This window comes from Streptomyces sp. SudanB25_2051, from assembly GCF_964272635.1.
Taxonomy (GTDB): Bacteria; Actinomycetota; Actinomycetes; order Streptomycetales; family Streptomycetaceae; genus Streptomyces.
On the sequence record NZ_OZ186787.1, the window covers coordinates 6,041,071 to 6,054,082 of the forward strand.

12 protein-coding genes, 1 pseudogene and 1 riboswitch are annotated in these 13,012 nt (G+C 73.9%); of the genes and pseudogenes, 9 read left to right on the forward strand and 4 right to left on the reverse strand.

Features of this window, described 5'->3' with window-relative positions:
* Positions 1–314: 314 nt before the first annotated feature.
* Positions 315–857: a DapH/DapD/GlmU-related protein gene (locus tag ACSUPT_RS26585; protein ID WP_365727829.1), complete on the reverse strand. Its 543-nt coding sequence runs from the start codon at positions 855–857 to the stop codon at positions 315–317.
* Between the two features lie 60 nt (positions 858–917).
* On the opposite strand from ACSUPT_RS26585, the pseudogene ACSUPT_RS26590 reads away from it, so the two are divergent.
* Positions 918–1,801, forward strand: a pseudogene (locus tag ACSUPT_RS26590) (IS982 family transposase); the annotation flags it as partial.
* A 28-nt stretch (positions 1,802–1,829) separates the two neighbouring features.
* Here the strand turns inward: ACSUPT_RS26590 and ACSUPT_RS26595 are convergent.
* Entirely contained in the window at positions 1,830–2,909 is a 1,080-nt protein-coding gene (locus ACSUPT_RS26595; RefSeq protein ID WP_436945820.1) for a MerR family transcriptional regulator, read from the reverse strand.
* A gap of 152 nt (positions 2,910–3,061) precedes the next feature.
* On the opposite strand from ACSUPT_RS26595, the gene ACSUPT_RS26600 reads away from it, so the two are divergent.
* From ACSUPT_RS26600 to ACSUPT_RS26615, 4 genes are all read left to right on the forward strand, one after another.
* The gene (locus ACSUPT_RS26600) at positions 3,062–4,063 is read left to right on the forward strand and encodes a VOC family protein (RefSeq protein WP_436945822.1); all 1,002 of its coding nucleotides are present in this window, start codon (positions 3,062–3,064) and stop codon (positions 4,061–4,063) included.
* 135 nt (positions 4,064–4,198) lie between these two features.
* On the forward strand, positions 4,199–5,224 hold the full coding sequence (locus tag ACSUPT_RS26605; protein ID WP_361663717.1) for a hypothetical protein: 1,026 nt from the start codon (positions 4,199–4,201) through the stop codon (positions 5,222–5,224).
* Between the two features lie 204 nt (positions 5,225–5,428).
* Complete coding sequence (locus tag ACSUPT_RS26610) at positions 5,429–5,917, forward strand: GNAT family N-acetyltransferase (RefSeq protein ID WP_436945823.1); 489 nt, start codon at positions 5,429–5,431, stop codon at positions 5,915–5,917.
* Positions 5,914–6,462, forward strand: a complete 549-nt coding sequence (locus ACSUPT_RS26615; protein ID WP_361663711.1) for a protease inhibitor I42 family protein — start codon at positions 5,914–5,916, stop codon at positions 6,460–6,462. Before ACSUPT_RS26610 ends, ACSUPT_RS26615 begins: the two co-directional genes overlap by 4 nt.
* A 105-nt stretch (positions 6,463–6,567) precedes the next feature.
* Here the strand turns inward: ACSUPT_RS26615 and ACSUPT_RS26620 are convergent, their stop codons facing one another.
* Together ACSUPT_RS26620 and ACSUPT_RS26625 are read right to left on the reverse strand one after the other, a co-directional pair.
* Entirely contained in the window at positions 6,568–8,016 is a 1,449-nt protein-coding gene (locus tag ACSUPT_RS26620; RefSeq protein WP_436945825.1) for a PepSY-associated TM helix domain-containing protein, read from the reverse strand.
* A 108-nt stretch (positions 8,017–8,124) separates the two neighbouring features.
* The gene (locus ACSUPT_RS26625) at positions 8,125–8,733 is read right to left on the reverse strand and encodes a hypothetical protein (protein ID WP_436945827.1); all 609 of its coding nucleotides are present in this window, start codon (positions 8,731–8,733) and stop codon (positions 8,125–8,127) included.
* A 241-nt stretch (positions 8,734–8,974) separates the two neighbouring features.
* Positions 8,975–9,176, forward strand: a riboswitch (cobalamin riboswitch).
* Positions 9,177–9,215: 39 nt separating this feature from the next.
* On the opposite strand from ACSUPT_RS26625, the gene ACSUPT_RS26630 reads away from it, so the two are divergent.
* The 4 genes from ACSUPT_RS26630 (at position 9,216) to ACSUPT_RS26645 (ending at position 12,897) form a co-directional block, all read left to right on the forward strand.
* The gene (locus ACSUPT_RS26630; protein WP_436945829.1) at positions 9,216–10,241 is read left to right on the forward strand and encodes an ABC transporter substrate-binding protein; all 1,026 of its coding nucleotides are present in this window, start codon (positions 9,216–9,218) and stop codon (positions 10,239–10,241) included.
* On the forward strand, positions 10,238–11,251 hold the full coding sequence (locus ACSUPT_RS26635; protein ID WP_436945830.1) for a FecCD family ABC transporter permease: 1,014 nt from the start codon (positions 10,238–10,240) through the stop codon (positions 11,249–11,251). The genes ACSUPT_RS26630 and ACSUPT_RS26635 overlap by 4 nt, the downstream gene beginning before the upstream one ends.
* The gene (locus ACSUPT_RS26640) at positions 11,248–12,042 is read left to right on the forward strand and encodes an ABC transporter ATP-binding protein (RefSeq protein WP_404145374.1); all 795 of its coding nucleotides are present in this window, start codon (positions 11,248–11,250) and stop codon (positions 12,040–12,042) included. Before ACSUPT_RS26635 ends, ACSUPT_RS26640 begins: the two co-directional genes overlap by 4 nt.
* A 291-nt stretch (positions 12,043–12,333) precedes the next feature.
* Complete coding sequence (locus ACSUPT_RS26645; RefSeq protein ID WP_351966265.1) at positions 12,334–12,897, forward strand: dihydrofolate reductase family protein; 564 nt, start codon at positions 12,334–12,336, stop codon at positions 12,895–12,897.
* Positions 12,898–13,012: the final 115 nt, after the last annotated feature.

The window sequence follows — 13,012 nt, forward strand, 5'->3', positions numbered from 1 at the left end:
CTCGCGGGTAGTCGACCGCTGAACCCACCGGGCCCGCGCCGCGCGGGCCCGGTGACCGCTGAACCCGCCTCACGGCCGTCGATCCCTGAGCCGACGGACACCGGCCCCGCGTGTCCCCGACCGCCGAACCCGGCCCCGCCGGTCGTCCTCCCCCTAGATGATCAATTCCAAGGGTTCGGTGACCGCGCGGGGTGAGCGAGTGAAGGATCTCTCGCCCTTGGACTGGAGCCAGTTGCTTCGGGCCGGGCGTGAGCCTTCCGATGTGATGCATGGCTGCCAGTAGACGGGGGCGCGGCGTGACTCCGATGGGCTTGTCACCACTGCCGGTGCACGGCTGCCTTACTGCCGGTCACCAGGCTTGCCGGCGGAACGTCATCGGCCACGACCGCACCGGCGGCGACCACGGCATCACGGCCGATACTGACGCCGGGCAGGATCGTGGCACCGGCACCGATCCACACGTTCTCCGCGACGTCGATGGGAGCGCCGGTGAGGTACAGCCGCCGCTCCTCGGGATCAACCGGGTGGCCGCTGGTGATGAACGTGACCTTCGGTCCGATCATCACGCGCTCGCCGAGCCGGATGCCGGCGTAGTCCAGGAACGTGCAGTTCTGGTTGATGAAGACGCGATCGGCGAGGTCGAGGTTCAGGCCATGGTCCGTGTAGAAGGGTGGATAGATCGTGACTCTCGGCGGCAGTGGCTTGCCGAGGATCTGTCCGAACAGCTCCGCCTTGCCCGCTTCGTCTTCGAAAGGCAGGGCGTTCAGGCGGGAGGTGAGCTCGGTGACCCGCAGGACCCTCTCGGCCATGGCTTGGAACTCTGCGCTGTGGATGCGCATGAGACGGTCGCTGGACATGCCACGGTCCTTTCGAGGGGCGCCTGCAGAGACGAGAACGAGGGTGTCCAAGATCGTTGTGTGACGAACAACCTGGACACCCTCGCGACGCCACTCTATGCGACGACCGTCGATCTACCTGGCGCCGTGCGGCCGACTTTGGGGATCACGCCGCGGCTCACGGACGCTGAACTGGTCACCCTCGCGATGATGCAGGCCATGCTCGGTTTCACCTCCGAGCCAGGTGGCTCCGGCATGCCCGGGCCCACCTGCGGCATCTCTTCCCGTACTTGCCACAGCGATCCGGCTACAACAAGCGGTCGCGCAAGGCCGCCGAACTGCTCCGCCGGGTCACCCGGGTCCTGGCCACCAGCACCTCGGCGTGGAGTGACGATGTGTGGATCGTGGACTCCACACCCGTGGAATGTGGCCGCTCACGGGAGACCGTGAAGGTTCCGACCTGGCCGGATGGGCCCAGTACGGCTACTGCGCCAGCCACAGCCGCTTCTTCTGGGGCCGGCGGCTGCACCTGGTGTGTGCACCCTCCAGGGCCTGCCCGTCACCTTCGCCCTGACCGGAGCCAAGGCCGACGAACGCGAAACCCTGCTGGACTTGTTTGCAGCGGAATCCCACCTGGTCAGCACCCGGCCCGGCCAGATCCTGATCGGCGACAGGAATTACTACGGCCGCGTCTTCCAGGAGGAACTTGCCCAGCAGGGCACCCGGTTGCTATGGCCGACCCGCAAGGGTGAACGGCAGCGACCCGGCGGGTCCCTGTTCAAGCCGCTGCGGCAGGTCATCGAGTCGGTCAACGAGACCCTCAAGGGACAGCTCGACCTCGAACAGCACCGAGGACGCACACCCCGCGGCGTGATCGCCCGCTCATGCAGCGCATACTCGCCCTGACAACCGTGATCTGGCACAACGACCACACCGGGCAAGACACCCTCCGCTCGCTCACGTCGCGATCACCGACCCCTTGGAATCGATCATCTAGTCCTCCAGGCGGACCGGCATCAGGATCGAGAAGCCCTCCTCGTCGTCCGGCCTGCGGATCGCGATCGGGTTCGTCGGGGCGCCGACCTCCAGGCACAGCCGGTCGCGGGCGCCCGCGACCAGCGCCTCCAGCAGGAAGCCGCGGTTGACGCCCACCCGGTCCGGGCCGTCGTCCTCGTGCGGGCACACCGTCACCGTGGAGTCGTCCCCCAGCCTGAGCACGCTGACGTCCGGCCCGCCGGCCTCTCCCGACCGGACCGGGCCCGCCTCCAGGGCCTCGCGGAAGGCGGCCACGTCGACGAGGGCGCGGCGCCCGCCGGGCACGGGGAGCAGACGCCGGTAGTCGGGGAACTCGCCGCCGAGGCAGTCACCGGCCACCTGGCGGTCCCCGGCCTCCAGCACCATCCGGCGCCCGTCGACGGACAGCCGGACCTCCCCGCCGCCCTGCAGCAGCGCCCGCGCCGCGTCGACCAGCGGCGTCGGCACGACGACCTGCGTACGGCCCCCCTCGTGCCCGGCGGCACGGAACCGCCCGACGGCCATGCGGTACCGGTCGGTCGCCACGGTCCGGACACCGCCGCCCTCGATGTCGAGCAGCACCCCGTCCAGCATCGGCAGCTCCGGGTCGGTGCCGACCGCGAAGCGGACCGCGTCCAGCGCGGCGGCCATCTCCGGCGCGTCGGCGGACAGCCGGACGGCGGTGTCGAGCGGTGAGGTCATCGGGTTCTCCCTGTCGTCGAGCAGTGGACGGAGCGCGGAGAACGCGTCACGGGCGTCGGAAAGGCCCTGTTCGAGACGGCGAAGATGCGCGTCGAGCAGCCGCCGTACGAGCCCGGTCTCCGCCCCGGACCAGCCGGCCAGCACGAGCCGGATGTCCGCCAGCGGCATCCCGGCGCGCCGCAACCGCGCCAGGATCCTGGCCTCCTCGAGCTGCCCGGCTCCGTACCAGCGGTATCCGCTGTCCGGCGCCACCCAGGCCGGTACGAGCACCCCGGCACGGTCGTAGAACCTCAGGGCGCTGACCCCCAGACCGCTGTCGCGGGCCATCTCGCCGATGCTGCGCATGTCGTTCTCCACACCGGGAACTCTGGGCCCTGCACCAGGTCGAGGGTCAAACGACCTGCCGGCACGGGCGGGGCACGGCCCGCAAGCGCACACCCCCGACGGCCGTGCCGATCGGCCGGGACGCCGCCAACACCCGCCCAGAGCAAGGCCGTTACGCTGCCCCGATGGCCTCCGACATCACGCGCCTCCACCACGTCGGGCACGTCGTGGACGACCTCGTGGAGGCGACCGGCCTCTACGAGCGGCTGGGCTTCACGCTGCCGCCGCCGCACTGCCCCGCGATGGCCGCCCACGAGGACGCCGCGCCGCGGCCGTTCGGTGTGGCGAACACCCACGCCGACTTCCCGCGCTCCTTCGTCGAGCTGGTGACCCGGGTGGGTGACGACGGCCCCGGCCGGCTGCCCGACGACGCGCGTCTCGTCCCCCTGCGCGCCCCCGCCGGGCAACTGCCCCGGCTGGTGGAGCGCATCCGCGCGACGAGCGATCGCGTCGCGGCGTACCTGGACCGCTTCGAGGGCCTGCACATCCTGATGTTCTCCTCGCCCGCCATCGACGCCGCGGCGGACCGGCTGGCCCGCGCCGGTGTGCGCCACGGCGGGGTGGACACCGTCGGCCGCGCCGCACCACCCGGCGCGGCGGCCCCCGTGGAGACCGTGCGGTATGTGGAGTTCGACGGCGACGGGCCCGGCGACGAGCCGGGCGCCGACCGCGCAGGCCGGTCCGGCGAGGGCCGGCTCGGGGTCGTCGCCGACCTCGACCCGGACATCCAGGGCGCCCGGGACCTGGCACATCCCAACGGCGCCCTGGAGCTCGTCGAGGCGGTCCTGTGCGTCGCCGACGGCGAACTCGCCACCGCCGTACGCCGGTACGAGACGTACACCGGCCGGACGGCGGCGCGGCGGGGCGCGGCCCGGACCCTCCACCTCGACGGCGCCGCCGTCACCGTCGTACCCGCGTCCGGCCTGGCGGAGGTGCTGCCCGGTGAACGGCCGGCCGCGCTGCCCGCGCTGGTCGGCTACACCGTCGCCGTACGCGACCTGAGCCGCACGCGGGCCCTGCTCCAGCGCAACGGCTTCCCCCTCCGCGCGACCCCCCGGGGCGACGTGCTCGTACCGGCCGCCGCGGCCCTGGGCGCCGCCATCGCCTTCCGGCAGGCGGCCCCGTGACAGCGCGCGCGGTCCGCCGCCGGCCGTGAACGCGACCGCGCACCCCTCGGCCGCCGACCCGGCGGACCGGCCTCCCGGCCGGGCCCCGGGGCTCTATCCTCAAGGGCCACGGTGTGGTGAGGGGGCGTCTGCTGAATGATTACCAGTCCGTTCGGTCCTGCCGCGGACCGGCCGCGCGGTGAGGACCACGAGCTGCCCGCCCAGACCCTCAGGCGACTGAAGGCCGCCCAGGAGGCGGCCGAGGACCTGAGGAGGGCCGTCGAGGCCGGCGAGAAGGAGGCCGCGCGGCTCAGACGGGCCCTGGAGCGGGAGCGCGAGGCGCGCCGGGCGGCGGAGAGCCGCCTGAAGGAGGCGCTCGGAGCCGGGGCCGGCGGCGAGGAGCGCGAACGACGGCCCGGCCCCCCATCGCCGGACGCGCACGAGCGGACCGCGAGACCGCCCGCGCCGCCGCCCCCGCCGCCGGAACTGGCCGAGCTGCGGAAGCGGTTGGAGGACAGCGAGGCGGAGCGTGCGACGCTCGCCGCCGTGCTCGCGGAGAGCGAGAGGGAACGGGACGCCGCCCTGCGCGCGCGGGACGCCGCGATCGCCCGGCTGCGGCCCCGGCAGGAAGCCCGGGAGACCTGGGACGCCCGGGCCCTGAAGGCGCGGCTGGAGGCCACGACGTTCGAGGACGTGCTGCGCCGGGCCGGACGGTACTGCGCGTCCCTCGTCATCACCGCGGACCCCGACGAGGCGCGGAAGCTGGACCACCATCAGAAGGCCGCGCAGTGGCGGGGCCGCCTCGCCGACACCCTGGCCACCATGCAGCTGTACGCCGAGGCGAAGAACGCGGCACGGGCACGCGGCGGCAACTGCGGACCCGAACTGGCCAACCTCAGGGCCTACTGCGCGAACCAGCCGTCCCCGCTGCTCAGCGACAAGAAGGTCGCGCTCAACGAGGGCCAGCTCGCCAGCACCAGCCCCCGGGGCCGCGCGGAGCGGACGTTCCGCGTGCCCCGGCAGATCGCGGAGTGCGGCACGGCGGTCATGGTCGAGCACATCCGGATCGGCGACGGCTCACCGCCCGCGCCGAGGCTCCACTTCCTCGACGACACGGACGACAGCGGCCTGATCGTCATCGGCTTCCTCGGCGACCACCGCTACAACGCCAGCACCAACTGAACCACCGGGCGAGGCGGCAGCCCCGAGCGGCGCCCCTCACCTCCCGGATCACGCCGCCGCAACTCCAGACACCGCACCCACGGACCATGCGCCGCACGCGCTGCGCCGTGACCCCGGTGCGGGCCCCGCGGGCAGACGTCGGGTAATCGGTTCGCGGGCGGGGCGGTGGGTGCGTAGCCTGCACCGGTGATCAGCCTGGGGCTCATGGACAGAACGGGGCGGCGTATCGCCCTGCACGACGTGGACGACGACAACTGGCGTGCCGTCGCCGACGTCGCTCCTCTCGACGACCAGCGGCGGTACGTGGCCGCCCTGGCCGCCCGCTACCTGCTGTTGTCGATGCGTGAGGGCGTGTGGCACTCGCTCGCCGTGTGCGCCGACGACACCGTCGTGGGCCACGTCATGTGGGGACGCGACGACGAGGGGTCGTACTGGATCGGCGGCATGCTCGTCGACGGCGCGGAGCAGGGCCGGGGGATCGGGCGCGCGGCGGCGCGCACGCTCATGGCGTGGCTCGCCGGGCGCGAGGACTGCCGGGTGCTCCGCCTGTCGTACCACCCCGGCAACACGGCGGCCCGAGACCTGTACGTCTCGCTGGGCTTCCGGCCCACGGACGGCGCCGAGGGGGACGAGGTGGTCGCCGAGATCCCCGCGGGAGCGGTCCCGGCGGGCCCGGGATCGGTGCGCGGGTGAGCGGGCATCCGACGCCGCGCCGGGCCGGAAGGGGCGGTACGCGGAGGGCCGGTGCCGCGGCAGCGGCGGCCGCGCTGCTCGCCCTCGCCGCGGGCTGCGGCCAGGGCGCCGACGCGACGGCGGGCGGCTCCACGGGCACCCCGGGGCGTACGACGAGCCGCCCGGTGGAGGACACCGCCATCACGGCCGCGCCGGGCGAACGCTTCACGCTCACCGTCGACCAGAATCCCTCCACCCGCGAGTACTGGTACCTCGTCGGCCCGGCGCCCGACCCTTCGGTGCTGGTCGGCCTCGGGGAGGAGTACGCCTCCGACTCCGGCGGCGAGCCGGCGCCCGGTTCCGGCGGCCGGCTCACCTTCACCTTCGAGGCCAAGGGCAGGGGCACCACCCGGTTCACGCTGCTGCACTGCACGTTCAGCACCTGCCGCGGCGACACCGCCACCCGGCCCCCCGGGACGGCCGGACCCTCCGCCACTCCGACGGCGGGTCCGGCCGCCCCCTCGGGCGCCCCCGAGCGCATCACCTACACCGTCACCGTCGGCTGAGCGGCGGACCAGGGCGGAACGGTCGGGGCGACACGGCCGGGTCAGTGCGCCGGGCCGCGCCGGTAACACCGGGTCAGTTCGCCGGGCCGCGCCGGTAACACCGGGTCAGTGCGCCGGGGCGCGCCGGACCCGGCCGACCACGACGTCCACCGCGAGGAAGCCCAGCAGGGTGCACCCGAGGACGGGCAGCGCCCAGCCCAGCGCGGCGACCGCCGGGACGCCCGCGATCAGCAGGGGCAGGGGCAGCCCGCGCCACGCTCCGCGCGCGGGCGCCCTCCCGGGCCGTGCCCGGTCGCCGTCGCGGGTCGGGCGGCGCTGCCACCACATGCGGTAGCCCCAGAACACGACGAGGATCAGGCCGAGCGCCACCACCGCCAGCACGATCTGGTTGGCGACCCCGAAGAGCACGCCCATGTGGGCCTGGATGCCGAGCTTGGTCAGCTTGGCCGGCAGCGGGTGGTCCGACCAGCGGGTGTGCGCGGTGACCTCGCCCCTGGCGGTGTCCACGGCCACCTGGTCGTAGTGGACCGGCCAGACGTCGTCCTTCTGGGCCACCACCCATGCGCGGGAGGCGTCCGCGGGAGGCGTCAGGACGACGGCGCCGCCCAGGCCGGCCTCGCGGGCGGTGGCGAGGGCCCTGTCGAAGGCGGCCGGATCGGCGTCGGCTGCGTGCCCGGACCCGCCGTGTCCGCCGTGGCCGGCGTGTTCGCCTTCCTGCGCGCCGGCCGGCGGACGCGCGCCCGGCAGCAGCGTGTCCAGCTCCGGAGCACGCCCCCCGGCCGTGTCGAGCAGCTGCTCGAAGCGTGCGCCCGCGTACTGGGACCAGGTCAGGCCGGTGGCGCTGAGGAAGAGCAGGCCGAGCGCCAGCCAGACCCCGGTCGCGGCGTGGAGACCCCGGGTCCGGCGCACTCCGCGGGCGGCGCGGTCGGGCAGCAGCACACCCCGCGCGGACCGCGCCCGCCGGCCCCGGCTCCCGCCGAGCCACAGGACGAGACCGCCCGCGACGAGCACCCACAGCCAGCTCGCGGCGACCTCGGAGTACAGGCGGCCGACCTCGCCCAGGTGCAGGTTCTTGTGGAGGTCGCCGAGCCAGGTGGTCAGCGGCGTCGACCCCCACGACGTGGTCAGCTCGCCCCGTACCTCCGCGGTGTACGGGTCCACGAACACGGTGCGCTGCCGCTCGCCGAGCTCCGGGACCGACAGCACCACGCGGGTGGTGTCCTCCGGCCCGGCCGGGGTGAGGACGGAGGACAGGGTGCCCTCCGGGTGCGCGGCCCGCGCCGCTCCGATCTGCTCGGACAGCGGGCGGGTCGGCCCGCCGGCCTCCTCGACCCGCAGCCGGTCGCCGTAGGCGAGCTGGTCGAGCTGCGGGGCGAAGGCGTAGACGAGCCCGGTGAGCGCGGTGACGAGCAGGAACGGGGCGACGAACACCCCGGCGTAGAAGTGCAGCCGGACCAGGAGGGCCCGTATGCCCTGCCGGTGGGGTCCGGTTCGCCCGGCCCGTGCCGGTGCGGAGGCGGTTGTCGGTGGATCGCGGTCGATGGTCGAAGACATGCGTGTTCCCCAGGGAGTACGCGCGGCGACGTGGGCGCGCGCGTACGACGAAGCCGAAAGGTGATGGGAGCCGCCCGGAGGGCGGGTGTCGTGATCGCGTACGGGCGATCAGGCGGCCGTCGGCGCGGGCGGGCCTCGTCGGGGGCGGCAGCGGGTGAGGAGGACGCGGAGGCGGACGTGGCCCGCCGTGGACGGCGGCGGCGTCCGCCGCGCGGAGGGAAGGGGGCACGCGGCGAGGGCGAGGAGGACCAGGCGCGGCAGGAGGAGGGCGGCGAGGCGTCGCAGGACGCGGTCGCCGTGGAGGACGCAGAGGGCGGCGCCCAGCGTGGCCAGGGCGTGCGCCGCTGTCATCTCGCCGGTCAGCAAGTGCCCGGCGACCGCCTCGGCCGTGTGCGGGTGCGCGTGCGCCGTCGGATCGTGCCCGGCCATGGCGTGGTGGCCGCCGCCCGCCCCGGGCGCCGACAGCCGGTGGAAGGCCAGGTGCAGGCCGGTCTGGGCCGCGCCCAGGACGAGGACGGTGACGTCGAAGCGGCGCCGCCGGCCGCCGAAGAGGACGACGCCCAGCACGGTGAGGCCCGCGAAGAGCGGAGCGAGGCTCCCGGGTCCCGGCAGCGACCCGCCGGCCGCGACATGTCCGATCGCGCCCGGAATCAGGCAGGCGGCAGCGCAGAGCAGACCCTTCGCCGTCCGCCTCAGCCATCCGTCCCGTGCGCGCACCGGCACAACGTAGTCAGCCCCATGGGCCGGTCAGCGGCACCGGACGACGGGGCGGGCAGCGGGGGAGGAGCGGGTGATCCTTCCTGACGTTTCGTCATTGCCCGGACGCCGAAGGGGCGTTGCGTCTCGGGTGGTGGTGAGTGCACCCCTTCCCGGCGAGGAAGATTTCGAGCCGAAGTGGCCGGAATCACAGCAGGAATAAAGCCGCATTCAGGGCAATTCCCAGCCCTCTCGCCGCCTGTGGTAACTTGCGCAAGCCAGTCGCACTCCGTACGTTCCGTGCGTACGTGGGTCAGGGAATCCGGTGCGAATCCGGAACTGACGCGCAGCGGTGAGGGTGACGGGCGAGGCATACGAAGCCACTGGGGCGCATCCGCGGCCCGGGAAGGCGCCTCGTCCGGACGACCCCGAGTCCGAAGACCTGCTGGCGCATTCGTACGGACGGGCCCCGCGCATGGGCCCACGACGCCGAGGACAACGCCGTGACCGTCACGCGCCCGACCGCTTCCCTCGCCGTGCTCCTGTGCGGAGCGCTGCTCCTCACCGGATGCGGCGCCACCGCGCCCGCCGCGCCGCCGGACGAGGCGGCGACCACGCTCACCAACTGCGGGCAGCAGGTGCGGATCCCCGCCGGCGGGCCCCGGCGGGCCGTGTCGCTGAACCAGGGCACCACCGAGATCATGCTGGCCCTCGGCCTCGCCGACCGCATGGCGGGCACGGCGACCTGGACCGACCCGGTCATGAAGGGCCTGGAGAAGGCCAACGCCGGAGTGCCGAGGCTCGCCGAGAACAACCCGTCCTTCGAGAAGGTCCTGGACACCGAACCCGACTTCGTCGCCGCCTCCTTCGCCTCCACCCTCGGCAAAGGCGGAGTGGCCACGAGGGAGCAGTTCGAGAAGCTCGGCGTGCCCACCTACCTCTCCCCGTCCGACTGCGTGGGCAAGGACAACAGCGGCGACGGCGACGGCGTGCGCACGACGCCCCTGACGATGGACACCGTCTACGGAGAAGTACGGGACCTCGCGCGGATCTTCGGCGTCGAGCGGCGCGGCGAGGAGCTCACGGCACGTCTGAAGGCGCGGGTCGCCAAGGCCACCGCCGGGCTGAACGCGCGGGACGTCACCCTGCTCTACTGGTTCTCGGACGCCCAGTCCCCGTACATGGCGGGCTGCTGCGGGGCGCCGGGAGTCATCACCCGCGAGGTCGGCGCCGAGAACGTCTTCGACGACACGACCGAGGAGTGGCCGCAGATCAACTGGGAGACGGTCGCCGACCGCAACCCGGACGTCCTCGTCATCGGCGACCTCACCCGCAAGGCGCAGACCGGCGAGAGCGCCGCGAAGAAGATCGAGTTCCTGGAGTCCAACCCCGCGACGCGGACCATGGACGCCGTACGCCACAAGCGGTACGTCCTGCTCAGCGGACAGTCCATGAACCCGACGATCCGCACCGTCGAGGGCATCGAACAAGTCGCCGCCGGCCTGCGCCGATTCGGCCTCTCCGGGTGACCGCCGCCCTGCTGCGCACGACGGCCGGACTCGGCGTGCTCGCCCTCTCCGTCGCCCTGGCCATCACCATCGGCCCGGCGGACATCGGCGTCACCGACGTCTGGTCCGTCGTCGTCTCCCATGTGGGCGGGGAGCCGTCCGGGCTCACCCCGATCCGCGACGGCATCGTCTGGAACCTCCGGCTCCCGCGCACGCTCCTCGCGGCGGTCTGCGGCGCGGGCCTCGCCGTGTGCGGCGCGGTCATGCAGTCGCTGCTGCGCAACCCGCTCGCCGACCCCTTCGTCCTGGGCGTCTCCTCCGGCGCCTCCACCGGAGCCGTCGCCGTGGTCGTCCTCGGAGCCGGCGGCGGCGCGCTGTCCCTGTCCGGCGGCGCCTTCGCCGGCGCCGTGTGCTCGTTCGCCGCGATGCTGCTGCTCAGCCACACCCTCGGCGGCACCACCGACCGGGTGGTGCTCTCCGGCGTCGCCGCGATGCAGCTCTTCTCCGCGCTGACCTCCTTCATCGTCGTCACGTCCGCCGACGCCGAGACCACGCGGGGCGTGCTGTTCTGGCTGCTCGGCTCGCTCAGCGGCGCCGGATGGGCCGACGTGTGGCTGTGCTCCGCCGTCCTGGTGCTCGCGCTCGCCGTCTGCCTGGGCCACGCGACGACGCTCGACGCGTTCGCCTTCGGCCAGGAGGCGGCGGCCACCCTCGGTGTCGACACCGCCCGCGCCCGGCTGGTCCTGCTCTGCGCCACCGCCCTCCTCACCGCGGCCCTGGTCGCCGCGGCCGGCGCCATCGGCTTCGTCGGACTGGTGCTGCCGCACGCGGCCCGCGCCCTCGTCGGCCCCGGCCACGGCAGGCTGCTGCCCGCCACGGCGCTGGGCGGCGCCGTGTTCCTGGTGTGGATCGACACCGCCGCCCGCACCGTCATCGACCCCCAGGAAGTCCCGGTCGGCGTCATGACCTCCCTGGTGGGCGTACCGGCGTTCGTCTACGTGCTCCACCGCACCCGCAGGAGGCCCCGATGACCCTCGCCGCCGAACGCGTCACCCGCACCGCCGACGGGCGGCTCATCCTCGACGGGGTCGGCATCGACCCGCCGCCGGGAGCCATGACGGGGCTGCTCGGGCCCAACGGCTCCGGGAAGTCGACCCTGCTGCGCGTCCTGTGCGGCGTGCTGGCCCCCGCCTCCGGCGTCGTCACCCTGGACGGAAGGCCGCTCGGGGACCTGCGGCGCCGGGACGTGGCCCGCCGGGTCGCCGTCGTCGAGCAGCAGGCCGACACGACCGTCGAGCTGTCCGTCGCCGACATCGTCCGGCTCGGCCGCACCCCGCACCGGCGCGCCTGGAACCCGCCGTCGGCGGAGGACGAGCGGGCCGTGCGCCACGCCCTGGAGCGCACCGGTCTCACGGACCGCGCCGACCGGTCCTGGCACACCCTGTCCGGCGGCGAACGCCAACGCGTCCAGATCGCCCGCGCCCTGGCACAGGAGCCGCGCGAACTCCTGCTGGACGAACCGACCAACCACCTCGACATCCAGCACCAGCACGACCTGCTGAGCCTCGTGCGGGAGCTGGAGGTCACCAGCGTCGTCGCCCTCCACGACCTCAACCTCGCCGCGATGTACTGCGACCACCTCGTGGTCCTCAGGCAGGGTCGCGTCGTGGCCGCCGGCACGCCCCTCGACGTGCTGAGCGAGGAACTGATCGCCGACGTCTACGGCGTACGCGTCACCGTCACGACCCCGGACGCCGACCGCCGCCCGCACATCCGGGTGCTCGGCACCCTGACCCGCGAGCGTGCCGCCGCCGGACGGTAGCCCTCCGCCCGCCGCTGCCGCCGGGCACCCGGCGGCGGCGACCCGGCCCCCGGCCCGGCCCGACCCCGGAGCACCGGCGGCATACCGCATCACCGGGCTTGACGGGTTCTCGGCTTGTGCTCGATCCGCGGGACACCCCCGTACTTCCTGTATCCCTGGTGCGCGGCCGCGGGTAGGACGGATACGCGGCCGCGGGCGGGCCTCACCCGTTTCCCCGGCGCCGCGCGTCGCTTCGCGGGACGCGGTGCCCGGCGGCCGTACTGTCGGAGCGGCGACCGAGGAGGACTTCCGATGCGCAGCGTGACCTACTCGATGAACGTCTCACTCGACGGCTACATCGTCGGGCCGGACGGCAGCTTCGACTGGACGGGCCCCGACCCGGAGGTCTTCCGCTTCTGGATCGACGAGATCCGGGACGTCGGCGTCCACCTGCTGGGGCGGCGGCTGTACGAGACGATGCTGTACTGGGAGACCGCCGAGCAGGACACGCAGCTCGACGACGCCCAGCTCGAATGGACGGCGCTGTGGAAGCCGCTCCCCAAGGTGGTGTTCTCCACCACGCTCGCGGCGGTGCGCGGCAACGCCCGCCTGGCCTCCGGCGGCCTCGCCGAGGAGATCGGGCGGCTGCGGGCCGAACCGGGGGAGGGCGACATCGCGATCGGCGGCGCGACCCTCGCCGCCCAGGCGGCCGCCTCGGACCTGATCGACGAGTACCGGACCGTGGTCTACCCGGTGCTGGTCGGTGGCGGTGTGCCGTACTTCCCCCAGCAGGCGCGCCGGGTGGACCTCGCCCTCGTCGAGAGCCGCACCTTCGGCTCCGGGGTCGTCTACCACCGCTACCGCGTGGTCCGCTAGGGCCTGTCTTTCGGATCTTCCCGGGGCCGCGGGGCCTGGCACGCACGTCTGCGGCGTTGTCGTCGGTCGCCAGTGTCCCCCAGCTACCGCTGGGAGGTGCCCCCACCGCAATGGC

What these genes read in the sequence shown, in the direction of transcription:
- ACSUPT_RS26585 (WP_365727829.1), bottom strand. Translation starts at nt 857, where the DNA reads ATGTCCAGCGACCGTCTCATGCGCATCCACAGCGCAGAGTTCCAAGCC.
- ACSUPT_RS26600 (WP_436945822.1), top strand. Translation starts at nt 3,062, where the DNA reads ATGGCCTCCGACATCACGCGCCTCCACCACGTCGGGCACGTCGTGGAC.
- ACSUPT_RS26605 (WP_361663717.1), top strand. Translation starts at nt 4,199, where the DNA reads ATGATTACCAGTCCGTTCGGTCCTGCCGCGGACCGGCCGCGCGGTGAG.
- ACSUPT_RS26610 (WP_436945823.1), top strand. Translation starts at nt 5,429, where the DNA reads ATGGACAGAACGGGGCGGCGTATCGCCCTGCACGACGTGGACGACGAC.
- ACSUPT_RS26620 (WP_436945825.1), bottom strand. Translation starts at nt 8,016, where the DNA reads ATGTCTTCGACCATCGACCGCGATCCACCGACAACCGCCTCCGCACCG.
- ACSUPT_RS26640 (WP_404145374.1), top strand. Translation starts at nt 11,248, where the DNA reads ATGACCCTCGCCGCCGAACGCGTCACCCGCACCGCCGACGGGCGGCTC.
- ACSUPT_RS26645 (WP_351966265.1), top strand. Translation starts at nt 12,334, where the DNA reads ATGCGCAGCGTGACCTACTCGATGAACGTCTCACTCGACGGCTACATC.